At 72.7% G+C, this 22262-nt stretch carries 20 protein-coding genes and 1 pseudogene; 3 read left to right on the top strand and 18 right to left on the bottom strand.

What is annotated here, in order from left to right:
* Nucleotides 1–317 precede the first annotated feature (317 nt).
* On the top strand, nucleotides 318–2120 hold the full coding sequence (locus BLT97_RS35200) for an acyl-CoA dehydrogenase family protein (RefSeq protein WP_245769724.1): 1803 nt from the start codon (nucleotides 318–320) through the stop codon (nucleotides 2118–2120).
* A gap of 762 nt (nucleotides 2121–2882) precedes the next feature.
* Complete coding sequence (locus BLT97_RS35205) at nucleotides 2883–3092, top strand: DUF6059 family protein (protein WP_093617776.1); 210 nt, start codon at nucleotides 2883–2885, stop codon at nucleotides 3090–3092.
* Here the strand turns inward: BLT97_RS35205 and BLT97_RS35210 are convergent.
* From BLT97_RS35210 to BLT97_RS35285, 16 genes are all read right to left on the bottom strand, one after another.
* Nucleotides 3054–3656 (bottom strand): NADPH-dependent FMN reductase, encoded by a 603-nt coding sequence (locus BLT97_RS35210; RefSeq protein ID WP_093617778.1) that lies wholly within the window; start codon nucleotides 3654–3656, stop codon nucleotides 3054–3056. The genes BLT97_RS35205 and BLT97_RS35210 overlap by 39 nt on opposite strands.
* A gap of 62 nt (nucleotides 3657–3718) precedes the next feature.
* Nucleotides 3719–4993 (bottom strand): phytoene desaturase family protein, encoded by a 1275-nt coding sequence (locus BLT97_RS35215; protein WP_093617780.1) that lies wholly within the window; start codon nucleotides 4991–4993, stop codon nucleotides 3719–3721.
* A complete protein-coding gene (locus BLT97_RS35220) occupies nucleotides 4990–6474 on the bottom strand; it encodes an aminotransferase class III-fold pyridoxal phosphate-dependent enzyme (RefSeq protein WP_093617782.1) in 1485 nt (494 codons plus the stop codon). Before BLT97_RS35220 ends, BLT97_RS35215 begins: the two co-directional genes overlap by 4 nt.
* Before the next feature lie 3 nt (nucleotides 6475–6477).
* Nucleotides 6478–7374, bottom strand: coding sequence for a methyltransferase domain-containing protein (locus tag BLT97_RS35225; protein WP_093617784.1), 897 nt, complete (start codon nucleotides 7372–7374; stop codon nucleotides 6478–6480).
* 38 nt (nucleotides 7375–7412) lie between these two features.
* Nucleotides 7413–8525, bottom strand: coding sequence for a type III polyketide synthase (locus BLT97_RS35230; RefSeq protein ID WP_093617786.1), 1113 nt, complete (start codon nucleotides 8523–8525; stop codon nucleotides 7413–7415).
* On the bottom strand, nucleotides 8522–9001 hold the full coding sequence (locus BLT97_RS35235) for an SRPBCC family protein (RefSeq protein ID WP_093617788.1): 480 nt from the start codon (nucleotides 8999–9001) through the stop codon (nucleotides 8522–8524). The genes BLT97_RS35230 and BLT97_RS35235 overlap by 4 nt, the downstream gene beginning before the upstream one ends.
* Before the next feature lie 14 nt (nucleotides 9002–9015).
* Entirely contained in the window at nucleotides 9016–9777 is a 762-nt protein-coding gene (ubiG, locus tag BLT97_RS35240) for a bifunctional 2-polyprenyl-6-hydroxyphenol methylase/3-demethylubiquinol 3-O-methyltransferase UbiG (RefSeq protein WP_093617790.1), read from the bottom strand.
* Nucleotides 9777–10979 carry an acyl-CoA dehydrogenase family protein gene (locus BLT97_RS35245; protein ID WP_093617792.1) on the bottom strand — a complete coding sequence of 401 codons (1203 nt, stop codon included), beginning with the start codon at nucleotides 10977–10979 and terminating at the stop codon, nucleotides 9777–9779. Before BLT97_RS35245 ends, ubiG begins: the two co-directional genes overlap by 1 nt.
* A 5-nt stretch (nucleotides 10980–10984) precedes the next feature.
* Nucleotides 10985–12175, bottom strand: coding sequence for an acyl-CoA dehydrogenase family protein (locus BLT97_RS35250; RefSeq protein WP_093617794.1), 1191 nt, complete (start codon nucleotides 12173–12175; stop codon nucleotides 10985–10987).
* Nucleotides 12172–12447: an acyl carrier protein gene (locus BLT97_RS37450; RefSeq protein WP_176954006.1), complete on the bottom strand. Its 276-nt coding sequence runs from the start codon at nucleotides 12445–12447 to the stop codon at nucleotides 12172–12174. The genes BLT97_RS35250 and BLT97_RS37450 overlap by 4 nt, the downstream gene beginning before the upstream one ends.
* A 363-nt stretch (nucleotides 12448–12810) precedes the next feature.
* Nucleotides 12811–14613: a fatty acyl-AMP ligase gene (locus BLT97_RS35260; RefSeq protein ID WP_093617798.1), complete on the bottom strand. Its 1803-nt coding sequence runs from the start codon at nucleotides 14611–14613 to the stop codon at nucleotides 12811–12813.
* 15 nt (nucleotides 14614–14628) lie between these two features.
* Complete coding sequence (locus BLT97_RS35265) at nucleotides 14629–15417, bottom strand: thioesterase II family protein (RefSeq protein ID WP_245769725.1); 789 nt, start codon at nucleotides 15415–15417, stop codon at nucleotides 14629–14631.
* 411 nt (nucleotides 15418–15828) lie between these two features.
* Complete coding sequence (locus BLT97_RS35270; protein WP_093617800.1) at nucleotides 15829–16500, bottom strand: TetR/AcrR family transcriptional regulator; 672 nt, start codon at nucleotides 16498–16500, stop codon at nucleotides 15829–15831.
* 143 nt (nucleotides 16501–16643) lie between these two features.
* Nucleotides 16644–17033 carry a YrdB family protein gene (locus BLT97_RS35275; RefSeq protein ID WP_093617802.1) on the bottom strand — a complete coding sequence of 130 codons (390 nt, stop codon included), beginning with the start codon at nucleotides 17031–17033 and terminating at the stop codon, nucleotides 16644–16646.
* Complete coding sequence (locus tag BLT97_RS35280; RefSeq protein ID WP_093617804.1) at nucleotides 17030–17572, bottom strand: SRPBCC family protein; 543 nt, start codon at nucleotides 17570–17572, stop codon at nucleotides 17030–17032. The genes BLT97_RS35275 and BLT97_RS35280 overlap by 4 nt, the downstream gene beginning before the upstream one ends.
* Nucleotides 17573–17628: 56 nt before the next feature.
* Nucleotides 17629–19104 carry an MFS transporter gene (locus BLT97_RS35285; protein ID WP_093617806.1) on the bottom strand — a complete coding sequence of 492 codons (1476 nt, stop codon included), beginning with the start codon at nucleotides 19102–19104 and terminating at the stop codon, nucleotides 17629–17631.
* 390 nt (nucleotides 19105–19494) lie between these two features.
* Here BLT97_RS35285 and BLT97_RS35290 point away from each other — a divergent pair, with 390 nt between their 5' ends.
* Nucleotides 19495–20655, top strand: coding sequence for a DegT/DnrJ/EryC1/StrS family aminotransferase (locus BLT97_RS35290; protein ID WP_093617809.1), 1161 nt, complete (start codon nucleotides 19495–19497; stop codon nucleotides 20653–20655).
* A gap of 647 nt (nucleotides 20656–21302) precedes the next feature.
* On the opposite strand, the gene fdxA is transcribed toward BLT97_RS35290, so the two are convergent.
* Nucleotides 21303–21626 carry a ferredoxin gene (fdxA, locus tag BLT97_RS35295; protein WP_093617811.1) on the bottom strand — a complete coding sequence of 108 codons (324 nt, stop codon included), beginning with the start codon at nucleotides 21624–21626 and terminating at the stop codon, nucleotides 21303–21305.
* Nucleotides 21623–22262 (bottom strand): annotated as a pseudogene (locus BLT97_RS35300) (2-oxoacid:ferredoxin oxidoreductase subunit beta); the annotation flags it as partial. The pseudogene BLT97_RS35300 and the gene fdxA, both read right to left, overlap by 4 nt.

Below are 22262 nucleotides of genomic sequence, written 5' to 3' on the forward strand. Positions count from 1 at the left end.
GCGCCCGCGGCCCCTCAACCTGGCCCAAACTCTGGCAAAAACCTGCGCAGTTCGGCACCGGAACGGCTATGTCCGAGCGCTTCCGCTTGCTTCTGAGGGCTCTTGCAAAAAACCGGTGGGTCCGTATTTTATGGCCCTGAACTTCCTTCATTCAGCCTCAACGCTTCACGGAGCAGTCGATGACTCTTGTGGAAATCCAGAGGAATGCAGGGGAGGTTCCCGGGGGATTGACCAATTCCGGTTCAACTGGCGCGCACTCCGCCCCAGTCGGACCAGGCGCGTCTCCTGGGGATCCCGTCACCGAGCTCACTCATCTGTTGTTCGATCAGGACAAGCGCACCCGTATCCATGCACGCTGGCGGAGCCTTGTCGGCCGCCCCGAGTTTCGTCATGTGCCCGGCCTCGCGCCGCGCGAGCGGACGGCTCTCGCCTACCGGAGGCTGCGGCTGATCAACGACACGCTGCCGTCCCCGGAGAACCTGGCGGATGATCCGTACCTGCTGACCAGCCTGCACGAGTGGACCGGTTTCGTGGATCCGACGCTCGCGACGCTCTCCGCGATCCACTACAACCTGTTCCTGGGCAGTCTCATCGATCACTTCCCTTCCGCGGGGCGTCCGCTTGCCGACTTCACGTCCCTGCGGCGTACCGGAACGTTTCTCTGCACGGAGCTGGAACACGGCAGCGACGTCTCGGCGCTGGAAACCCGCGCCGTGTGGGACCCGGTGTCCGGGGGGTTCGTGCTGCACACCCCCACCACGGGCGCGCAGAAGTTCATGCCCAACACCAGCGCCGCGGGCGGCCCGAAGACCGCTGTGGTGGCGGCCAGGCTGATCGTCGAGGACCGTGACGAGGGCGTCTTCCTCTTTCTGGTGCCGCTGCGGGACGAGAACGGGCTGCGACCCGGCGTGCGCACCCGGATGCTGCCCGAGCGCATGGGAACCTCCGTGGACCACTGCCTCACCTCCTTCGAACAGTGCGAACTGCCGCGCGAGGCGCTGCTGGAGTCCACCCACGGCCTGCTCGAACCGGACGGAACGCTGACCAGCAGCCTGGGCAACCGGCACAAGCGCGTACTGCACTCCATCCAGCGCGTCACCTGCGGAAAGCTCTCGATGAGCGGGGCTGCTGTGGGGGCAGCCCGGGCCGCCCTCACCATCGCCGCGCGCTACGCCCACGTCCGGCACGTCAGCGGGCCCCGCCCCGGCGAAACCGTGCCCCTGGCCGCCCACCACAGCCACATCGGCAGCATCCTGAAGAACATCTCCACCGCGTACGCCATGACGTTCCTGCACCGCGACGCGGTGACGCGCTGGGCCGATCGCACACCCGAGACCGCCGACGACGCCGCCAGACTGATCGCGGTCGCCAAGAGCTGGATCACGTGGCAGACCCGCACCATCACCCTCGAATGCCGTGAACGGTGCGGCGCCCAGGGGTTGTTCACCGTCAACGGTTTCGCCGATCTGATCACCAGCAATGAAGGGACGATCACCGCCGAGGGCGACAACGTCGTCATCTCCCTCAAGGCCGGTGCGGAAATGCTCTTCGGCGAGCGGCTCGAAGCCCTGCACCAGCGTCCGGTGCCGGCCGAAGAGGCGATGAAGGATCCGAGGTTCCTGCGCGATCTGCTGGCCCGGACCGCTTCCCTCTGGCAGCAACGTGCCCGTTCCGCGCTGCGCAAGGGCCCCTCCGGTTCCCGTTCCGAGCGCTGGAACCAGGCCTCGGACGCCGTGCTGAAGATGGTGGACGTGGCGGCGCGGCTGCACGCCGCGGATGCGTTCCTCCGCGCCGCGGGGCATGCGGTCGGCCCCAAAGCCCGCGCGCTGATGCACGAGTTGGCGCTTTTGTTCCTGCTCGAAGAGGTCCATGAGCACACCGGGGACCTGCTGGCCGAGGGACACCTCACGGCGGACGATGTCCGGGCCCTGCCCGAGCTCGTCCATGCGACGGTCACAGGCCTGGCGCCGGACACCCTGCTGCTCGTCGACGCCTTCGACATACCGGAGGAAATCCTGGCCGCGGTCCCGATCGCGCACGAGGACTACACCCGGCGCATCGCCGCACTGGCGGGGCCCCGGCCCACGGCTGCGGCGCTGCCTCAGCCGAGCCGCACCTGAGGGGCCGGGCAGAAACCGGCCGCACCCCGGACCGAGCCGGCAAGGGGCAGGCACCGCCTGCGCCCCGCGGCCGGGCGCCGCCGGGGGCTGAATCCCCGCACCGCGCAAGCCGATCCGCGGACCGGACAGCGCACCAGGGCGGGGGACGGAGCGATCCCCGACCGGAGGACAGCACGCGAAGCTCCTGTGCAGCACGGTGGATCGCCGTCGCGGCACCGTCTGCCAGGAGCTTCGGCACACCGCCGCACACACCGCCACACACGCCGCCCGACCGGCCCCGCCCGACCGGCCCGCCCGACCGGCCCCGCCGGGCGGACCAGGCTCCGGACCCGCGGCTTCCCCCCGGCAACGGCGGCCGGGCACCGATGCCGGCCGGCACGGTGCGGCACACGGCACCGGTCGCGTGCGCCGGCCGCGTCGCACGGCGCGAGCGCCGCAGCCCGAAGACCCGCGCGGGGCCGTCGCCCGCACACCGTCGTCCCCGATCGACGACCCACGATGCACGGCCCGGGCCTCACCCCCCGGGGCGGCCGCAGCGGCACACCCCCGGCGGCGGCCGGGACCGTTCGGCACACGCCCGGCCACCCGGTGCAGGGACCGCGCGGAGTCCTGCTGCCGCGCCCGCGAGGGTCCTGCCCCACCCGCAAAAAAAAAGGGGCGGGCACCGCACCGACCGCGCCCCAGGGCCCAAGCCGGGGTTTAGCGCCGACGCCGACCATCGGGGCTCCGCGCCGATGGTGCGCCTGTCGAGAGGAGCCCCCGATGGTCCGGCCCCTGGTGCTCGTCGCCCGGCTCCTGAACGAGGCGTACCGCTGCCTGGTCGCGTACGGGCAGATGTGGCTCTACCTGCCCGAAGGGCACCCGCGGTCGACCGTCTCCCATCCGCTGGAGCGGCTGCGCCCCGACATCCCGCTGAGCCCGGCCGAGCGGGCCCTAGACCGACAGCTGCGGGATCTGGACCGGCTCGGCTGAGGCGCCGCCCCGGCGCAGCGCGGCGAACTCCAGGACCTGATCGGTGAGGATGTCCAGGCGGCGTGCGGTGCGTGGATCGGCGCAGCCGCCGGAGGCGGTGAACTCCGTGCCGGCCGGCACCACCACACCCATCGGGACGGCCCAGCCGCGCAGCGACTGCGCGCAGGTGCGCAGCGCGGCCAGCGCGGACGCGCCGGCCACCTCGTTCCACGCCACGCTCAGACAGCCGACGGAGCGTCCCTCCAGGTAGCTCGGGACGTCCCCGGCCAGTGCCTCGGTGTGGTCGAGGGCATTCTTCAACAGCCCCGACATGCCGCCGTGATACGTCGGACTGGCCAGCAGCACACCGTCCGCGGCGCGCAGGGCGGACAGCAGCCGCAGCTCGGCCGCACAGCGGCCCGCCGTCTGCGGATCGTAGGGCGGCAGCACAAGGTCGGTGCCGCACACCACGGTGACCTCGGCTCCCGCCCGGCGCGCCCGCGCCGCGCACGCCCGCAGCGCGGCCGCGGAGACCGAACCCGAGCGCAACGAGCCCCCGAGGGCGGCGATACGGATCGGACGCATGGCAACTCCGTTGTGTCGAAAAGAGAAGAAGGGGGGATGACGGACAGCGGGCACCGCCGCCCTCACAGCCGGGCGGCCGCGGCCTCGGCCGCCCGGGTCGCGCTGAGCACGCACGCGTCGGCGAGCAGGCCGTGCGGCCCGACCCAGTCGCCCGCCACGAAGACCCCTTGATGGCCGGGGACGCGTACGCCGGGACGGCCCGTCAGGCCCCCGGTGCGGGCCTCGGGCAGGGCCGTCATGGTGGTGATGCGCGGCAGGAAACGCTCGTGGACCACGGCGTCCCGCCAGCCGGGCTGGCTCAGGTCGAGCAGTTCGTACAACCGCTTGCGGACCTCGCTCGCGCCGAGCCCGGAGCCGTCGTCGTACCGAGCGAGATGGACCACGGCGCCGCCCTGCGGTGCCAGGCGGGCCGTTCGGGAGAAGACCGACAGGTACAGCGGCTCGTCGACGCCGAAGACGAGGGTGCTGCGGGGGTCGGGCAGCCGGCTCAGTGCGACGTCCAGGCAGGCGGTGTGCAGCGGGCGGGCGGCGGGGGAGTCCGCGCCGGCCTCGGCCAGGCCCAGCAGTTGTCCTGCCGCGCGCTGGGGCAGGCCGGCCAGCACGACCGAGCGGGACCGCACCGCGTGCCCGTCCGCGGACACGATCCGCGGGCGAGGCCCGCCCTCCACGACGGCGCACCGCCACCCCGTGCGCAGTTCGACACCCAGCTCCCGGGCCCGCGCCAGCAGCGCGTCGGTCAGCGTGCGCCAGCCGCCGTCCACGTACTCCACCCCCCGCCGCACCTCGGCGAAGTGCAGCGACAGCGCGTCCGCGCCGATCAGGTCGGGGCGGCCGGTGTAGCTGCTGATGCGCAGCACGGCGAAGGCCGCCTGCCGGGCCCGCTCGGTGGGCAGCCGGTCGCCCAGCCACTGCGCGGCGTCCGTACCGGCCAGGTCGCTCCGGCCCCGGGCCAGGCCCAACAGGCGGGCCACGGCGACCCGTTCGCGCAGGGTGAGCAAGGGGGTGCGCAGCAGCGGGCCGGCCGCCGCGTAGCCCGGGTGCAGCACTCCGTCCCGCAGGGCCCGGGCGCCGCCGAGGTCGGGGGAGCGGCCCGGGACGCGGACGCCCAGAGCACGCAGCCCGTCCCGGGTCGTGCGGTACAGCGCGCGCGGGCCCAGGCCGAGGCGGAAGCCGTGGTGCTCGGTGGTGCGGGCCCGCCCGCCCGGCTCGGCGCCGGCCTCGAGCAGCAGCACCCGGCGCCCCCGGGCGGCCTGGGCCAGCCGCACGGCCGCCACCAGGCCGGTCAGCCCCGCCCCGACGACCACCGCGTCGGCCTGCTCATCGGCCCCGGCACTCATGCCCGCCCGGCCCCGGGCAGGATGAACGGGAAGCCGTGGCGGTCGAGTTCACGCGCGGAGTCGGTGACCGCCGTCACCAGGGCGTCCAGGTCCTCGGTGCGGTGCGCGCCGCCGGTGAACAGCATCGGCAGGCTGAGCGTGTAGAAGCCGCGGCGGCGCAGCATCAGGGTCAGCAGGAAGAACGCGATGGGGTTCACCGAGCCGGCGAACGTGCGGTAGTCGTCGTAGGAGTCCTGCTCCAGGAAGCCGAACGAGCCGATGAAGTCGCCGAAGCCGACGAGCCGCAGCGGAATGTCGGTCTGGGCGCGGAAGGCGGCGAGCTGCTCCTGTACCCGGGCCACCTTCGCGCGGGTCTCGGTGTAGTACGTGTCGCGCTGCTCGTGCAGCAGACGCAGGCTCGCGTACGAGGCGCACAACGCCAGATGGTTGCCCGCATGCGTGGTCTGCACGCAGGTCTTGCGGCCGATGTCGGTCAGCGGCAGGCCGGAGGTCTGGGTGTGGTCGAGCAGCGCGGCCCGGCCGCCGACGGCGGACAGCGGGATGCCCAGGCCGCTGAGGACCTTGCCGTAGCAGTACAGGTCGGCCTCGAGGCCGAAGTGCTCGGCGGCGCCGCCGGGCCCGTAGCGGAAACCGGTGAGCACCTCGTCCAGGACGAACGGCACGCGCAGCGCCCGGCAGCGTTCGGAGACCGTTTTCAGCAGCGGGATGGTGTGCTCCACGAACGGGAACGACGAGGACGCCGCCTCGGTCAGGACGCAGGCCAGCTCGTCCTTGTGCCGTTCGATCAACTCCACCGCCCGGACCGGGTCGTTGGGCAGCACCAGCAGATCGCGCGGATCGGCGACGGGCACGCCGGTGAGCGCGGACTGGCGCTCGATGCCGCCGTCCGGCGCGGTGCCGGGGAAGGGCTGGGTCGGATGGCCGTGGTACCAGAACGCCGTGTTGTGCATGCCGAGGTCGTGCACGCCGTGCAGGGAGCCCTCGAACTTGGCGACCATCCGGCGGCCGGTGTGCGCCCGGGCGAGCCGGATGGCGGCCGCGGTGGCGTCGGTGCCGGAGTTGAGGAACGCGAACTTCTCGCAGTGCGGGACGAACTCGCCCAGCAGGTCCACGAGTTGGGCCTCGATCGGCGTGCAGTAGCCGTTGCCGGTGGTGGTCGCCAGATGGTCCCGGACGAAGTCCACGACCGGCTGGGGGCTGTGGCCGTGCAGCGCCTGCGCGCCGAAGCCCAGGTGGCAGTCGGTGTAGGTGTTGCCGTCGGCGTCGGTGATGCGGCTGCCGTGCGCCTCGGTCACCAGCAAAGGGAACTGCGGCGAGTGGAAGGGCCAGAACACGTGGGTGGCCGCGTCCTTGGCGCGCAGCTGCTCGGTGGCGGCACTCGAGGCCTTCTGGCGCTCGGTGAGCTCGGCGAACAGGTCGATCAGCCACGGCTGGGTGAGCAGGTCGGCGACGAGCGACTCGACGGGGGCGGTGGTCGTCATCGCTCAACTCCCGGCCGGCTTGGTGGCGCGCAGCACGCCGTAGCGCATGACGCCGCGCTCGTAGGCCTGCTTCATCAGCGGCACGGAGTTGAGGAACCGGAAGATGTCCATGCCCTTGGCGCGGACCAGCTTCCAGATCACCGAGGGGTCGCGGACCACCGGCTTGACGATGTCGGTGGACAGCTTCCAGGTGTCCCACACCCGCTCCGACCAGTCGGCCGTGCGCACGTCGGTGAGGCCGACTTCGCCGGCCAGCTCCGCGTAGCGTGCAAGGGGCAGCACGTGGGAGACGACGAAGTCGCGGTAGATACGGTGCAGCAGCCGGGTCTCGTCGGGGTCCAGGTCCTCGTCGCGGGCGCACCAGGTGGCGACCAGGAGGGTGCCGCCCGGCTTGAGCACACGCATGCACTCGGCCAGGAACGCCTTCTTGTCCGGCATCAGTTCACAGCTCTCCAACGCCCACACCACGTCGAAGCTGTTGTCGGGGTAGTCGGTGTGCATCGCGTCGACCAGCCGGAACGTGGTCCGGTCGACGACGCCGGCCCGGACCGCCTTCGCCTGGGCGCGGCCGATCTGCTCGGTGCTGATGGTGATGCCGTCCACGGTGCAGCCCAGGCGGCCGGCGAGGTGGATCGCGGAGGCGCCGATGCCGCAGCCGGCGTCGAGGACCTTGGCCATCGGCTCCACCGGGCCGAAGGCGACGAGCTCCTCGACCAGGCGCACCTGGGCGGCATGCCGTCCGGGGTCGGGCTCGCCGTCGGCCCAGTACCCGTGGTGGATGTGCTCCCCCCACAGGTCCTCGTAGAGTTCGATCAGTCCGTCGTAGTGGTCCTGGATGGCGGCGTGCAGGTCGGGCGTGGTCCAGCGGGGTTCGAGCGCGCTCGTCGTCGTGATCGTCATGGTGGGATGTCCCTCGGTTCGAATGGTTCGGTTCGGGGTCAGAAGCGGACGAGCGCCGACTCCATGGTCAGACCGGGCCCGAAGGCCATGAGCACGGCATGCTCCCCGGGGGCGGGGCGCTCCTCGCGCAGGATCCGGTCGAGGATCAGCAGGATCGTCGCCGAGGAGCAGTTGCCGTGCTCGGCGAGGACCGCCCGGGACGGCGCGAGCTGATCGGGCGTCAGGTCCAGCTTGCCGCCCACGAAGTCGATGATCTTCGGGCCGCCCGGGTGGATGCCCCAGTGCTGGACGTCGCCGATGCCCAGACCGTGCGGGGCGATGAGCCGTTCGACGAACGGTTCGATGCTTTCGCCGATGTAGAACGGCACGTACGGGGAGAGCGTCATGCGGAACGCCTGGTCCTCGATGTGCCAGCTCATGGCATCTGTGGTCTCGGGGTGGGTCTCGGTGTGGGTGCCCAGGAACACCGGGCCCGGCGTGGCCCCGCCGTCGTCCGCCGCGAGCAGCGTCATGGCTCCGGCGTCGCCGAACAGTGCGTTGACGACGGCCTGTTCGGCGTTGAACTCCGGCCGGTGGTGGACGGAGCAGACCTCGGCGCTGCCGGCCAGAACCAGTTCGCCGGGGCGGGCGGCCAGCGCGTCGAAAGCGGTCTTGAGGACGTTGAACGCGGCATTGCAGCCCATGTGCCCGATGAAGGTGCGCCGCAGGTCCCGGCGCAGCCCGAACTCCTTGGCCAGCAGGATGTCGGGCGTGGGCCCCGCGTACCCGGTGCAGCTGGCCAGCACGAACGAGCCGATCCGGTCGGTGAGCCGGTCGCCCGTGCGGCCTGCAGCGTCCAGGAGGCCGCCCACCGTGCGGCGGCTCATCGCCAGCACGTTCTCCTCCCAGGCCGCCATGCGCGCCTTGATGGGCGGGTGGCCGTCCGCGTAGGCGGTGCGCGGGTCCCAGGCCATGTGGCGGGTGTGCACCCCGGAACCACGGAAGATCGCCTCGGCCTTGGGCACGTCCCGGTACTGCGCGCGGTAGTACGTCTCGAACGCATCCTGCTGCGGGACGACCGTGTCGGGCGCCGCGGTGCGCAGGGCCAGCAGCTTCGCCACGCCGCGGGTGCGGGTGCGGCCGGTCGCGGGGGCCTCGGAGAGCGTCGTCATGACGCGGCTCCGGCGCCCGACTCGACCCGCTCCTTGATGGCGGTGAGGAATCCTTCGGTGACCTGGTCGCTCTGCTGGCGTGCGAACGGTTCGACCAGCGGCAGCACCACGGGCGCGATGTCGACGTCCGCCTCCGAGCGGGTGTCGATCTCCAGGAAGGTGGTGCCGGGTCCGCTGCCGGGGACGGTGCGGAACGCGCCCCAGGAACGGAAGTTGTGGCTGCCGACCGGCTCCCACCGGATGCAGGCGGCATCGCTGGTGTCGAAGCGGGTGCGGTGGTCGGGGGTGTGGCTGACGGCCCCGTTGGAGATGGTCGCCAGCACGTAGTGGTAGACGTCGTCGTCCTCGGCCGTGAGGCTCTCCACGCCCGGCATCAGCAGGCCGCAGCCCACGACGTCGAGCAGGAGCGCCCGCACGGTGTCCGGATCGGCCTTCACCTCGGTGCCGACGACGCTGGCGGAGCGTATGGAAACCATGGTTGTCCTGTCCTTCACGAGGTGCTTCGTTTGACGGCGTGGCCGATGTAGCTGGCCGAGACATCGCCGGTGAGGGTGAATGCGCCCAGCCGGCGGTGGCGCAGCAGACCGGGCAGCAGCAGCGGCAGCGGCCGGGCCGGACCCAGCCCGTGGGTGTCGGCGAGCCGCAGTCCGGCGGACGCGAGCAGCACCCGCAGCTCGGCGGGCCGGATGAACATCTTCCAGTTGTGGGTGCCGGGCTTGATGATGCCCAGGAGCTTCTCGGCGACGAGGATGAGCAGCAGGTAGCTGCGCACCGTGCGGTTGACCGTGTCGAACAGCAGCACACCGCCGGGCGCGAGAAGCCGGTCGATCTCGGCGAGCGCGGCCGGCAGGTCGTGGAAGTGCTCCAGGACGTCGGAGGCGACGACCGCGTCCGCGCAGCCGTCCGCAAGACCGGTGCCGTACGCCGATCCGACCTGATAGGTCACCTCGACACCCGCCGCCGCCGCGTGCCGGCGGGCGGCGGCGACGGTGCCGGGGGAGAGGTCGATGCCGGTGACGCGGTAGCCGCGGCCGGCCAGTTCCTCGGCGACGAGCCCGCCGCCGCAGCCGAGGTCGACGACGCGGATCGTGTCGGCGGGCCGGCCCGGGTAGCGCTTCTTGATGATCCGGTCGAAGTACGCGGTGCGGGCCGGGTTCATCTCGTGCAGGGCGCGCAGCGGGCCCTGGGGGTTCCACCAGTCGTCGCCGACCTCTTCGTAGTACGCGTTGTCGATCGTGGGCGCCCCGGACATCACACCCACCTCGGGGTCTCGACCGGGCTGATGCCCAGGGTCGCCTTGCCGATGAACTCGCGGGCCATGTCGTTGGTGAACGGCAGCAGCGGGCCCGCCTTGACGTCCCGCCAGATCTGCCCGATACGGGAGCCGTCCCGGATGCCGGAGCCGCCGATCACCTCGAAGGCGGTGGCGACGACGTGCTCGGCCTCGTTGGTGATGTGGTACTTCGGGATGCAGGTGTCGGCCACGAACGCCGGCAGGTCCTCGCCCGGGTCCACATGCCGGGTCGCGTACTCGGTGAGCAGCGCGTCCATGGTCGCCAGCGAGGAGCGCATCCGGGCCACCGCGAACTGGATGCCGGGCAGCCGGGCCAGGTCGGCGACGGCCGTCGTGGCGCGGCCCCGGGTGCGTTCGACGGCCAGCTCGCAGGCCCGCTCGGCGAGCCCGAGGAAGACGGCGGCGAAGCAGTAGTGCCCCCACTGCTGACGGGCCATCACGAACAGCGGGGTGAGCCCGTCGGGGAAGACCGAGTCGTCGGCGTCGACGTGCAGACCGTCCAGCTTCAGGGAGTGCGAGCCCGTCATCGGCAGGGCGAAGCCGCTCCAGGGAGCGACCACCTCCACGCCCTGCTCGGGCTTGTCGACGAAGAACGCCGCCAGGTTGAAGGGAGGCTCGAGATGGGCGTCGTCCAGGCCCGCGGTGACCACCAGGTGGGTGGCCGCGTCGAAGCCGGTGGCGAAGTGCTTGAGCCCGTCCAGGACGAAACCGTCAGGCACCCGGCGGGCGACCGTCGAGGGCCGCACCCAGTTGCCGCCGGAGCCCTCGTCGGTGAACGGGCCCACGACGAACGCCCCCTCGCGCACTGCTGCGAACATGCGCTCGCGCACGGCCACGCTCAGATCACTGCGCATCGAACCGGTCAGCACCGTGTGGATGGCCAGCGTGAAAGCGGTGGAACCACAGCCCCCGGCGATGATCCGCAGCAGCCGGGTGTTCTCCTCCAAGGTGGCCTCGAACCCGCCCAGGTCCGCGGGGACGTTGACCGCGGTGAGCCCGGCGTCGATCAGATCGCGGATGTTCTCGCCGACGAACTCGCCGGACCCGTACGACGTCTCGGAACGCTCCTCGAACCGGCGGGCCAGGGCCCGGGCACGGTCTTGCAACGCGGCCCAGCGCAGGGCCCGTTCGCTGCCCTTGACCGGTGTGGCGGTCGTCATGGTGTTCAGCCCTCCCAGCGGGGTTCGGCGAAGACCGGCACTCCGAGCGCGTGCTTGCCCGCCCACTCGGCGGTCACGTCGGAGTTCGGCGGGACGAGCAGCCCGGCCACCACGTCCCGGTAGGCGCGCTGCAGCGGGTGCGCGGACATCAGCGCGGAGCCGCCCTGGACCTGCATCGCGAGCGTGACCACCTCGTGCGCGAGGCGGCACACGCTGTTCTTCATGACGCTCATCTCGATGTAGTGGCCGAGCGGGTCCGTGACGATCGCGGCGTCGTGATCGGCGCGCACCGCCTGGTACAGGTGCGCCTCGGCGGCCGCGAGCCGGGTGCGCATCTCGGCCACCCGGAACTGCACGCCCGGCAGATGGGCGACGGTCCGGTCCAGGACATGCAGGGTGCGGCTGCGCTGTTCGCGGACCACCGTCTCCAGAGCACCGCGGGCGATCCCGAGGAAGACGGAGGCGAAACTGCACCACGCCCAGTGCACGCCCTGCATGAACATCAGCGGCAGCGTGCCGGGCTGCCCCACCATGTGCGCGTCCGCCACGAACAGGTCCTCCAGGAGCAGGGAGTGGCTGCCCGTGGCGCGCATGCCCGCCGCGTCCCACTCGGCCGTGACGCGCACGCCGCGCTCCGGGCGGGGCACCAGGAAACCGACCGGCTCCGGCAGCCCCCGGTCGTCGGTGCGGGCAGCGGACAGGAACAGCAGGTCGGCCGCCGGGAACCCGGTGAAGAAGCCCTTGCGCCCGTTGAGCAGGTAACCGCCCTTGACGGGCTGGGCCTTGGTGGTGGGATGCCACCAGTTGCCGCCCACACCCGGCTCGCTGAACCCGCCGGCGATCACCGCGCCGTCCTCGACGATGGCCCGGTAGGCCCGCTCGGCGGCCGGGCCGCCGATCCCCGCGATCATCGCGATGCCGTGGACGTGCATGTTGACCGCGAAGGCGGTGCTCGCACAGCCGGCCGCGAGGGCCTCCTGCGCCCGGCACAGCTCCTCCAACCCCGCCCCGCCGCCGCCGTGTTCGCGCGGCACGGTCATCGCGGTGTAGCCGGAGGAGACCAGCTCGGCGATGTTGTCATGCGGGAAGTCGCCCGCCCGGTCGTGCTCCGCGGCCCGGCCGGCGAACCGCCCGGCCAGCTTTCGGGCCAGCGCGACGAAGTCGGTGCGCGCGGGGGAGTCCTGGGTGACGGTCATCGGGCGACCCCCGTGACCAGCGGCCGCTCCTCGGGCACGGCCAGCGCCAGGTAGCGCACCAGGCTGCCGACCGTGTCGCCCTCCGCCCGGGTCGCCGTCGCCAGCCAGGCGGAGATCTCGACTCCCGCGTACGTCTCCCGGATGCGCTCGAAGAGTTCGGCCAGCTCCACCGAGTCCAGCCCCAGGTCTCCGGTGAGCCGGGAGTGCTCGGTGATCTGCCGCAGGGCCGTCTCGGGGCGCACGGCGGCGAGGTGTTGCGTCAAGGTCGTCATGAAGGCTTGCGCCCGGTCGTCCTGCACATCCGCTCCTGGATATCGGGGAGAAAACTGGGTCGAAACCGCGGGAGAACCTGGTGGTGCGCCGGCTGTGGGGTGCCTTTCGGCCATGGTGGCGGCCCCGGCTGTAGCGGCGGTTGCGCGGCCGGGCGGGCAGACCGACGGGCGGGCAGACCGAGGGGCGGGGCGGACCCCGTGCGCGTCCGCCCCGCCCCTCGGCACCACCCCTTCCCCCGGCCAGCGGCCGCCGGCCCCGAGGGCCGGCAGCCGGCGAGCCGACGCGGACGCCCGCGCGGCGCAGCACGGGCGGCACCCGCGCCGACGCAACCGCCCGGCTCGACCTGCGTCCCGGATCCCGGCCTACGACCGTGTCGGCCGCCCGACCAGCCGCTCACCGGGGTCCGCCCCGGACCGGTCCACCAGCCGCTCGGCCTCCGGCTCCACCACGGCATGCACCGCGGGGGTGCGCCCGGTGAGGAACTGCCGGCGCATCAAAGTCCGCTGGATCTTTCCGCTGGTGGTCCTGCGCACCGTGCCGGGCGCCACGAGCAGGACGCTGCCCACCGCGATCCCGAACTCCCGGGCGAGTGCGGCCTGGACCCGGCCGGTCAGCTCACGGCCCGCCTCGGCGATGTCCGCCACCGCCTCAAGACCCGTGGCCTCGAGCACGAGCACCAACCGCTCCCGGCCCTCCGGGCCGGCCGGTACCGTGAACGCGGCACCCGTGCCCAGCGACCGGTCCACGGCACGCGCCGCGGCCTCCACATCGTGGGGGTAGATGTTGCGGCCGTTGACCAGCATCATCTCCTTCAGCCGGCCGGTGACGAACAACTGCCCGTCCGCGACGGCTCCCAGGTCCCCGGTGCGCAGCCAGCCCGCGGCCGCCGGCCCGGCCTCGTCGGCGAGCCGGGCCCCGAACGTCTGCGCCGTGGCCTGGGTCTGCGCCCAGTAGCCGCCGGCCACACTCGCTCCGCGCACCCAGATCTCCCCGACCCGCCCCTGCGGCACGGCCCGTGACGTCGCCGGTTCGACGATCCGCACCTCGAAGTCCTCGGCGCGGACCGTGCCGCTGCTCACCAGCGTGCGCTCGGGAGCGTCCGCCACCGCCGGGACGACTGCGCCGCGCTCCAGGGCGGCCGCATCGACGCGGCGGGTGACGGGCGCGGCCCCGCGGGGAGCCCCCGACACCAACAGCGTGGTCTCCGCCATGCCGTAGCACGGGAAGAACGCCTCGGGCCGGAAACCCGCCGGCGCGAACCGGTGCGCGAACGCGGCCAGGGTGTCGGCGCGCACCGGCTCGGCGCCGTTGCAGGCGGACTCCCAGCCGGACAGGTCCAGACGGGCGAGATCGGCGTCCTTGACCCGCCGCACGCACATGTCGTACGCGAAGTTGGGGCCGCCGCCGATGGTGACCCCGTGCTCCCCGATCATCTCCAGCCAGCCCACCGGCCGGCGCAGGAAGGCGCCCGGCTCCATGAGCGCGGCCCGCGCCCCCAGCCACAGCGGCTGCAGCACATGCCCGATGAGCCCCATGTCGTGGTAGAGCGGCAGCCAGCTGCCGAAGACGGAGTCGCCGGTCGCGCCCAGCGAGCGCTGGATCGCCGCCTCGTTGGCCATGAGGTTGCGGTGCGAGACCATGACCCCCTTGGGCGTGCTGGTCGAGCCCGACGTGTACTGCAGGAAGGCCAGGTCGTCCGGGCGCAGGTCGGGGGCGCGCCACTGGGCGGCGTCGCCCAGGGGGCCGGCGTCCGTCGCCACGCAGGGCACGGACCGGATGCCGCTCAGCCCGGCCTCGATGTCCGGCGCGGCCGCCGCGGTGGTGAGCACCGCGCCGACCCGGGCGTCGCCCGCGATCCGGGCGAGCCGCTCGAAGTGACGGGTGCGGTCGGTGGGCAGCGGCGCCGGGACCGCGACCGCGCCCGCGTACAGACAGCCCACGAAGGCCGTCACGAAGGACAGGTCGGACGGGTACAGCAGCAGCACCTGCCGACCGGACAGGCCTCGATCCAACAGCCAGGAGGCGATGTCCCTGGCCCGCTCGTCCAGCTCGGCGTAGCCGAGCCGCTCCACCCCCGTGTCACGGACGAACGCGAAGGCCTCGGCCCCGCCCCGCTCCTGCACCCGGGCCAGCACCCGTTCCGTGTACGTCTGCTGATGACTCATCACAACCTCCGTCGCTCAGGCGGACAACGCGCCGGCCAGCGCCGGGGCCCGGTCGTACCGGCGGATCACGGACGCGAGTTCCTGCAGGAAGACGTCCTCGTGGGCGCGGATGAAGAAGTGCCCGCCCGGCACCACCCGCACCTCGCAGCCGCGGCCCGCGTGGCGCCGCCAGGCCACCACCTCGGGCACCGACACGAGCCGGTCCCTGGCCCCGATGAACAGGTGCAGCGGCACCCGCACGGCCTCCTCGTCCGGGGCGAAGGCCGTCGTGCACAGCAGGAGGTCATCGCGGGCGACGGGCAGCAGCGCCGCCAGGAAGTCGGGATGCTCGAGGATCACCCGCGGGATACCGCCCAACGCGGCGAGCGAAGCCACCAGTTCCTCGTCGCTGGCCCCCGGGTCGGCGATCTTCGGCGCCGGAAGGTGCGGCGCCCGGTACGAACTCAGCGCCAGCGCCAGCGGCAGCGGTGCACCGCGGCGCTGGCGCCGGGCCGTGAGCGCATACGCCACGAGGGCGCCCATGCTGTGCCCGTAGAACACGTGCGGGTGCTCCAGCTCCGCATCCAGCTGCTCGTCGAGATCGGCGACGAGCGCGTGCAGGTCGGTGAAGCGCGGTTCGGTCATCCGGCCCTCGCGGCCGGGCAGTTGGACGGGCAGCACCCGAGCGCCCGCTCCGTGCACGTCGAGGCCGCGCTGCCAGCGCCGGTAGGCCGACGCCCCGCCGCCCGCGTAGGGGAAGCAGAACAGCCGCACCCCGGTCTGGGCGTCGTCCGTCGGAAAGGTGTGGGACAGGTAACGCGTCATTCCGTTCCGCCTCGGGCTCGTCAGGTTGTCTGGATGCCCGCCGGGACCGCGTCACCGTGAGCGGCGAGGAGGACGGACCGGTGGGGCGGCGGACGTCCGGGTCCCGGTGTGCGGACGCGCACGTCGGGGCACCTGCCCGACCGGCCGGACACCTCGACGCACGGTGGCGCGGCTCCCGGCAGGCACACCGCGAGCATGCGGTGGACCGCTAAAAGACAGCCAAATCGGATGCGGTGGAAGACCAAAGGGGGAACCTGCCGGAGGCCGCAGCGACGTCGCGCGGCACAGCGGGCACACGGCCCCCCCAAAAAAAGGGGGTCTTGTGCCCCGACTGCGCTCTGGCGCTGCGCCGAGACCACCCCCGGCACGGCAGGGGCAAGCCCCCCGGGGTGTACGAGGCGGATCGGCGGCTCAGGCACCGGGGCGCCGCGCACGGCCGGCCCGAGCGGGCGGGCGGGCGCCGAGCACCGGCTCCAGGTAGCGCAACAGCACCTTCTTCAACTCCGCCCGGTACACGTCCTGTTCGCCGGGATGCGCCGCGATCAGGTCGAGGCCCGCCGTGAACAGGGCGAGGACGGTGGTGGCGACGCGGGTGACCTCGGCCCGCGCTGCACCGGGCAGGTGGAGCGCGAGGATCTCCTCGATCCGGCCGAGCACCACGCCGTGGAAGTGCTCGAAGGCATCGGTGACGTGGCCGGGGCTGTCCGCGCCGTGCACGAGCACGTGGAACGCCGGGTTACGGGCGTTGAAGTCGAGCAGCGGGTCGACCACCGCGTCCAGCAGGCCGGCGAGCGGCAGCCCGAGGTGCGCGGAGGACAGCGCCTGGCCGTACGAAGTGCGCCACTGCTCGAGCAGCCGGTCGCCCAGCTTGATCGCGATGGCCTCCTTGTTGGCGAAGAACTGGTAGAGCGTGCCCGGTGACACCCCGGCCTCGCGGGCGATCGCGTTGGTGCCGGCCCCCGCGTATCCGCTCCGCGCGAAGACCACGGCCGCGGCGTCCAGGAGCTGGGCCGCGCGGCGCTCGCCGCGGGCCTGGCGGCGGCGGGCGCCGGGGCCGCCGCTTGGCTGCTCCTGGCCGGGCATCGACGTCCCCCTCTTGATGTGTCCGAGCTGCTGCGGGCCGGTGCGCGTGCGCTCCCGCCGCGCCGGAGGCCGGCCACGATGCGGCCTTGTCCCGCCGCCCGTCGGGAGCGGCACGCGCGAACGCCCGGCGCGCCGCCCGGCGTTCAGTGGCTGAGCAGCCAGCCGATGCGGTCGTAGGCGAGGATTTGGTAGAGGACCATGACCGCCAGCAGCCAGCGGGCGGCCCGGCGCAGATCCGCCGCATACAGGGCTGCCACCGCGCCGAAGAACACAGCGAGTTCGAGCAGCAGCCGCAGCGGGCCGGGCGTGTGGACATCGCTCTCGCCCGAGCGCGAGGGATCGTCCGGCACGGCAAAGGTGCCCCACATCCAGCCGACGGCCACCGGCAGCGCGACCACCGCGAGCCAGCGCCACGGCGGTGGCACGGTGCGCCAGGCCCAGATGCCGAAGCAGACCAGCGAGACCACCTCGAGCAGGAAGCGGACGCCGAGCAGGACGCCGTTGTTGGCGAGCGCCACAGTCGTACCCGTCACCGGACAACCTCCCTCTCAGCAGTCTCAGCCGTGGACTTGAGGGCTGCCAGCCAGTCCTCAAGGACGGTGCGCAGCTTGGCGCTGGGGAAGTACAGGGCGATGAACGGGCCGCCGATGGACTCCTCCGACAACACCTCGGTGGCGCGCCCGTCCTCGAGGGAGGCGAGCCGGAAGCGGTGCACCGCGCGGGTGCCGGCCAGCACGCCGGTCCAGCACAGTTCCCGCAGCGGCTCGACCACGGCCAGCGTCGACCTGATGGGCATCCCGCCCAGCTTCCAGCGGAACTCCTCATCCGGCACGGCGCCCTTGGGCCCCTGCCGCACGGAGGTGACGCCCGGCACCCACGAGGGCCAGCCCGGCAGGTCGTGCAGCAGCCGCCACACGGTGGCCGGGGGAGCCTCGATCCGTACCCGGCTGAGGGCGGTCACGGGCGCCCGGTCGTCGATGAGGCCCCCCTTGGCGTAGTGCTGCTGGAGCTCGGCCAGCGACGGGCCGGTGTAGAAGACGCGGCGGAGTAATGAGCGTGAGGCGACGGGCATGGAGCCACCTTGTGGGGAGGGACGGAAACGGTGCATCGGTCATCTCGATCCGGGGGTCAGGTCGGCCGGGCGGGCACATCCTGCGCCGTGGGCGGGGTACGGACGACCGGCCCGCCCGTGTGTACGGGCGCCACGCGCACGGCGGGACCGGGCAGCAGCAGCCCGGCGAGCACCGCACCGGCCGCGACGATGACGGCCGCGGTGACGAAACCCGCCGGCGCGGCGGCCGCGACACGGGCGCCGGCCGCGCCCTGCGCGAGGACGGTGCCGATGACGGCGACACCGACGGCGTTGCCGAGTTCCATCATGGTGTCGTTGAGGGCCGCCGCGTTGCCCGACCGTTCGGGTGCGACCAGCGACAGCGCGGTGTCCGTCGCAGGCCCCAGGGCCAGGCCGACGCCCACGCCGAGCACCGCGAGCCCGGCCAGCACGCCCGTGTAGCCGTCGGCCGCCGCGAGTGCCAGGGTGCCCGCCGCCGCCGTCGCCAGACCGGCGCCGACCGCGCCGCGCGGTCCGCGGCGGCGGGCCAGCCACGGGGCGGCGGCCGATCCCGCCCCGACCGCGACCGCGATCGGGGCGAGAGCGAGTCCGGCCTGCAACGGCCCGTACCCGAAGCCGAATTGAAGGTGCTGCGTGAGGACGAACAGGGTGCCGGCCAGGCCGCAGAAAAGCAGCATGATGCCGGCGCTCGCGCCGAGGAAGACGGGATGGCGCAGCAGCGCGAAGTCGACCATCGGGCTGGGGTGCCGCCGTTCCCACACCACGAACCCGGTGCCGCACACCAGGGCGGCGCCGAACGCACCCAGGACGGCCGCCGACGTCCATCCCTCGCCCGAGGCGTGGATGGCGCCGAACACCAGGCCCACCATGACCGCGGAGCCGAGCAGCGCACCCACCGGGTCCAGCGGCCGGGGCACGGGCGCCGCCGACTCCGGCAGCAACAGCAGCCCCGCGACCAGGACGACCACGACCGGCAGCAGGTTCACCAGGAACACCGAGCCCCACCAGAAGTGGCCCGCCAGGGCCCCGCCGAGCGCCGGCCCCACGGCCACCCCCAGTGCGGACGTGCTGCCCCAGATGGCGAGGGCCCGCGGCCGCTCGTGCGCGGGGAACACGTCCACCAGGATGGACAGGGTGCCCGGCATGACCAGGGAAGCGGCCAGCCCCATCACGGCCCGTGCGGCGATGAGCTGGCCCGCACCGTCAGCGGTGAGGGCGAGCAGCGAGCCGGCACCGAACAGAACGACACCGAGCAGCGTGGCCCGCTTGCGGCCGTACCGGTCGGACAGGGTGCCCGCGGTGAGCAGGCAGGCCGCGAAGACCAGCGCGTAGCCGTCGACGATCCACTGCGTCGTGCCGATGCCGATGTCCAGGTCCCGCATCAGACTGGGCAACGCGACGTTCAGCAGCCCGTTGTTGAGGATGATCACGAACAGGGCGAGGGAGAGGACCGCGAGCACCGCCCAACGGCGCGGATCCGGCGGGTCCGCGAGCCGGGACGTGCGCACATCCTCGTCGTACGTCGGCTGCATCGCTGGTCCTCTCCTCGCGCTCATGGGCAGGGGCCGGCGCCGGTGCGCGCCCCGGGCGAGCGTGCCCCCGCACGCTGAAGTCCCGCTTGTGCAGCAGCCCTCCGCATCTCGCGCGTCGTGCACACGGCTGCGAGAGGGGGAGCCCTGGGTCCGCCGCCGGGCGACGGCCGCCCGCGCACCGCCGGACGCCGGCGCGCAGGACCTGTCCCTGCGCTTCGCCCCGGATGCCCGGCACACCCCGGCGCTTTGCCCAACTTTTAGCGCCGGGGCACACGATGGAGCCCCGCCACCGTCCCCTGCTCGTCAGGAGTGAACACGTCCGGGAAGCCACGCGGATCGTCCTGGCGTCGGCCGGCCCCCACCTGCCAGGCGGCGACACGAAAGGTAGTCATGATCAATCTCTTTCAGCCCCAAGTCGGAGCGGAAGAACTTGCCGCGGTTGCCGAGACCTTCGATGACAAGTGGCTGGGACACGGCCCTCGTACGCGGGCCTTCGAGGCCGCGTTCGCGGAGCACATCGAGGTGCCCGCCGAACACGTCATCTTCGTCAACTCGGGTACCTCAGGGCTCTTCCTCGCCCTGGAATCGATGGACCTGCAGGAGGGCGACGAGGTGGTACTGCCCTCCCTCAGCTTCGTCGCTGCCGCGAACGCCGTCCTCAGCTGTGGCGCCCGGCCGGTCTTCTGCGACGTCGACCCCCGCACCCTCAACCCCACGGTCGAGGACATCGAGCAGGCGCTCACGCCTCGCACCAAGGCGGTCATCGTCCTGCACTACGGGGGCTCGCCCGGTGACATCGTGCGCATCGCGGACCGGTGCCGGGAGCTGGGCCTCACCTTGATCGAGGACGCGGCCTGCTCGGTGGCCTCCCGGGTGGACGGCCGGGCTGCGGGGTCCTTCGGCGACATCGCCATGTGGAGCTTCGACGCCATGAAGGTCATGGTCACCGGCGACGGCGGAATGATCTACCTCAAGGACCCGCAGCGGGCCGCACGGACCAGGCGGCTGGCCTACCACGGGCTGGCCCAGCCCAGCGGCTTCGGCTACGCGCAAGTCTCCTCCCGCTGGTGGGAGTTGGACATCCCCGAGCCCGGCCGCCGCGTCATCGGCAACGATCTCACAGCCGCGATCGGTGCCGTACAGCTGCGCCGGCTGCCCGAGTTCGTACGCCGCCGCCAGGAGATCTGCGCACTTTACGACCGTGAACTGGGCGAGGTGCCCGGGCTGTTGCTTCCCCCCGCCCTGCCGGAGGGCCACGAGTCCACCCACTACTTCTACTGGGTGCAGACGGCACCGGAGATCCGGGACGACCTCGCCGGCGACCTGTACAAGCAGGGCATCTACACGACCTTCCGTTACGCACCGCTGCACAAGGTGCCCGCCTTCGGGTCCCAGGCCCTCCAGCTGCCCCACTCGGACTGGGCCGCGGAGCGCACCCTGTGCCTGCCCCTGCATCCCGGCCTGAGCGACGGCGACGTGCACACGGTCGCGGCGGCCGTGCGCAAGGTCGTGGAGAACCGGCACGCGACGGACGCGCCCGTCGCACCCTGACCACCGGCGGGGGCGCAGAGGAGGCGTCCTCCTCGGCGGTTCCGGCAGAAGGGCTTGCTGTCCACCGCGCAGCGCGCCGTTTGTTTGCTCCTCGCCGTCGTCGGGTGACGGCGAGGAGCGCGTGCCGCCGCGCCCCGCGGCCGCGGCGGCTCCCGCTCGCCCCAGGCCGGACGGGCGCGCGCGACCCGCCCGGCACGATGCCCTGTGGAGAGCGGCGACTCCACCGTCGCCGGCACGCTGCGGTGCCGCCCCGGGTGCCGGCAGCGACAGCGAAGTGCACGCCGTACCGCGCGAGTTCGCGCCCCGCAGTCGCGCCCGCTGCGAGGCGAGTCCGACGGCGGCCGCGACCTCCCCACCCCGGCCGGGCGTGATACGGCGCCGACTGCCCGGCGGGGCGCGATGCGGCGCCGACTGCCCGGCGGGGTGTGATGCGGCGCCGGCTGCCGGGTGGGAGCTCCGGTGCACGCCCCATCACCCCCGCTGCGCAGGGCGGACGCGAGCCTTCGGATGGCGGCGCGGGCCGCCCTGGCCCCCTCTTGTGCCGCCGCTGCCGCAAAGCGGCGGCCGTGCCGTGCTCACGGCCTCGTCGCACACCGGCCGGGCCCTCCGCGGTATCGGGGGAGGGCCCGGCCGGTGTGCGACAAGGCTCAGCCGGCTTCCTTCACCGGTTCGGCCTGGACCACCGGGTGGTCGGCGGGCAGCACCCCCGCCGCCGACGCACCGCCTGCCACCTTGGTTGTGGCGAACACCTCCTGGTCGGCTGAGCCGTAGCCGGCCCACTCCTCGGGCACGGCGTCCTCGTAGAAGATGGCCTCGACGGGGCAGACCGGTTCGCAGGCGCCGCAGTCCACGCACTCGTCGGGGTTGATGTACATCTTGCGTGGTCCTTCGTAGATGCAGTCGACGGGGCACTCGTCGATGCACGCCTTGTCCTTGAGGTCGACGCAGGGCTGAGCGATCACGTAGGTCATGAGGAAGTCTCCACGGTCCAGGTGTCCTTGCCGGCGAGCAGCGCGGCGAGGTCGCCCTTGCCGTTCTGCTCGATGGCCGTGTCGAGTTGGCCGGCCATGAGGGTGTCGTAGACCGGGCGGTCGACGCTGCGCAGCACGCCGATGGGGGTGTGGTGCAGGGTGTCCGGGTCGGCCAGCCGCGAGAGCGCGAAGGCCGTGGTGGGGGACGCCGTGCGGGTGTTGTGGATGAGCAGGTGCGATGCGTTGTCGGGCGTGACGTCGACGACCTTGAGGTCGCCGGTGGCCGGGTCGCGGACGACGCCCTTGTGGCCCAGCCCGTCGTCCAGGGGGGCACCGAAGCGGATCGGCTGCCCGTGCTCGAGGCGGATCACGGCTTCTTCGGCTTGCTGCTTGTCCTTGAGGACTTCGAAGGCGCCGTCGTTGAAGATGTTGCAGTTCTGGTAGATCTCCACCAGGGCGGTGCCGGGGTGGGCGGCGGCCTGGCGCAGGACGTCGGTGAGGTGTTTGCGGTCGGAGTCGACCGTGCGGGCCACGAAGCCGGCTTCCGCGCCGATGGCGAGGGAGACCGGGTTGAAGGGGGCGTCGAGTGAGCCCATCGGCGTGGACTTGGTGATCTTGCCGACTTCGGAGGTGGGG

It is taken from the genome of Streptomyces indicus (assembly GCF_900100315.1).
Taxonomy (GTDB): Bacteria; Actinomycetota; Actinomycetes; order Streptomycetales; family Streptomycetaceae; genus Streptomyces; species Streptomyces indicus.

Excerpts from the sequence above, each read along its gene's own strand:
- BLT97_RS35205 (WP_093617776.1), top strand. The coding sequence starts at position 2,883 with ATGGTCCGGCCCCTGGTGCTCGTCGCCCGGCTCCTGAACGAGGCGTAC.
- BLT97_RS35270 (WP_093617800.1), bottom strand. The coding sequence starts at position 16,500 with ATGCCCGGCCAGGAGCAGCCAAGCGGCGGCCCCGGCGCCCGCCGCCGC.
- BLT97_RS35215 (WP_093617780.1), bottom strand. The coding sequence starts at position 4,993 with ATGAGTGCCGGGGCCGATGAGCAGGCCGACGCGGTGGTCGTCGGGGCG.
- BLT97_RS35245 (WP_093617792.1), bottom strand. The coding sequence starts at position 10,979 with ATGACGACCGCCACACCGGTCAAGGGCAGCGAACGGGCCCTGCGCTGG.
- BLT97_RS35230 (WP_093617786.1), bottom strand. The coding sequence starts at position 8,525 with ATGACGACGCTCTCCGAGGCCCCCGCGACCGGCCGCACCCGCACCCGC.
- fdxA (WP_093617811.1), bottom strand. The coding sequence starts at position 21,626 with ATGACCTACGTGATCGCTCAGCCCTGCGTCGACCTCAAGGACAAGGCG.
- BLT97_RS35210 (WP_093617778.1), bottom strand. The coding sequence starts at position 3,656 with ATGCGTCCGATCCGTATCGCCGCCCTCGGGGGCTCGTTGCGCTCGGGT.
- BLT97_RS35260 (WP_093617798.1), bottom strand. The coding sequence starts at position 14,613 with ATGAGTCATCAGCAGACGTACACGGAACGGGTGCTGGCCCGGGTGCAG.
- BLT97_RS35290 (WP_093617809.1), top strand. The coding sequence starts at position 19,495 with ATGATCAATCTCTTTCAGCCCCAAGTCGGAGCGGAAGAACTTGCCGCG.
- BLT97_RS35265 (WP_245769725.1), bottom strand. The coding sequence starts at position 15,417 with ATGACGCGTTACCTGTCCCACACCTTTCCGACGGACGACGCCCAGACC.
- ubiG (WP_093617790.1), bottom strand. The coding sequence starts at position 9,777 with ATGTCCGGGGCGCCCACGATCGACAACGCGTACTACGAAGAGGTCGGC.
- BLT97_RS35225 (WP_093617784.1), bottom strand. The coding sequence starts at position 7,374 with ATGACGATCACGACGACGAGCGCGCTCGAACCCCGCTGGACCACGCCC.
- BLT97_RS35235 (WP_093617788.1), bottom strand. The coding sequence starts at position 9,001 with ATGGTTTCCATACGCTCCGCCAGCGTCGTCGGCACCGAGGTGAAGGCC.
- BLT97_RS37450 (WP_176954006.1), bottom strand. The coding sequence starts at position 12,447 with ATGACGACCTTGACGCAACACCTCGCCGCCGTGCGCCCCGAGACGGCC.
- BLT97_RS35250 (WP_093617794.1), bottom strand. The coding sequence starts at position 12,175 with ATGACCGTCACCCAGGACTCCCCCGCGCGCACCGACTTCGTCGCGCTG.
- BLT97_RS35220 (WP_093617782.1), bottom strand. The coding sequence starts at position 6,474 with ATGACGACCACCGCCCCCGTCGAGTCGCTCGTCGCCGACCTGCTCACC.
- BLT97_RS35285 (WP_093617806.1), bottom strand. The coding sequence starts at position 19,104 with ATGCAGCCGACGTACGACGAGGATGTGCGCACGTCCCGGCTCGCGGAC.
- BLT97_RS35280 (WP_093617804.1), bottom strand. The coding sequence starts at position 17,572 with ATGCCCGTCGCCTCACGCTCATTACTCCGCCGCGTCTTCTACACCGGC.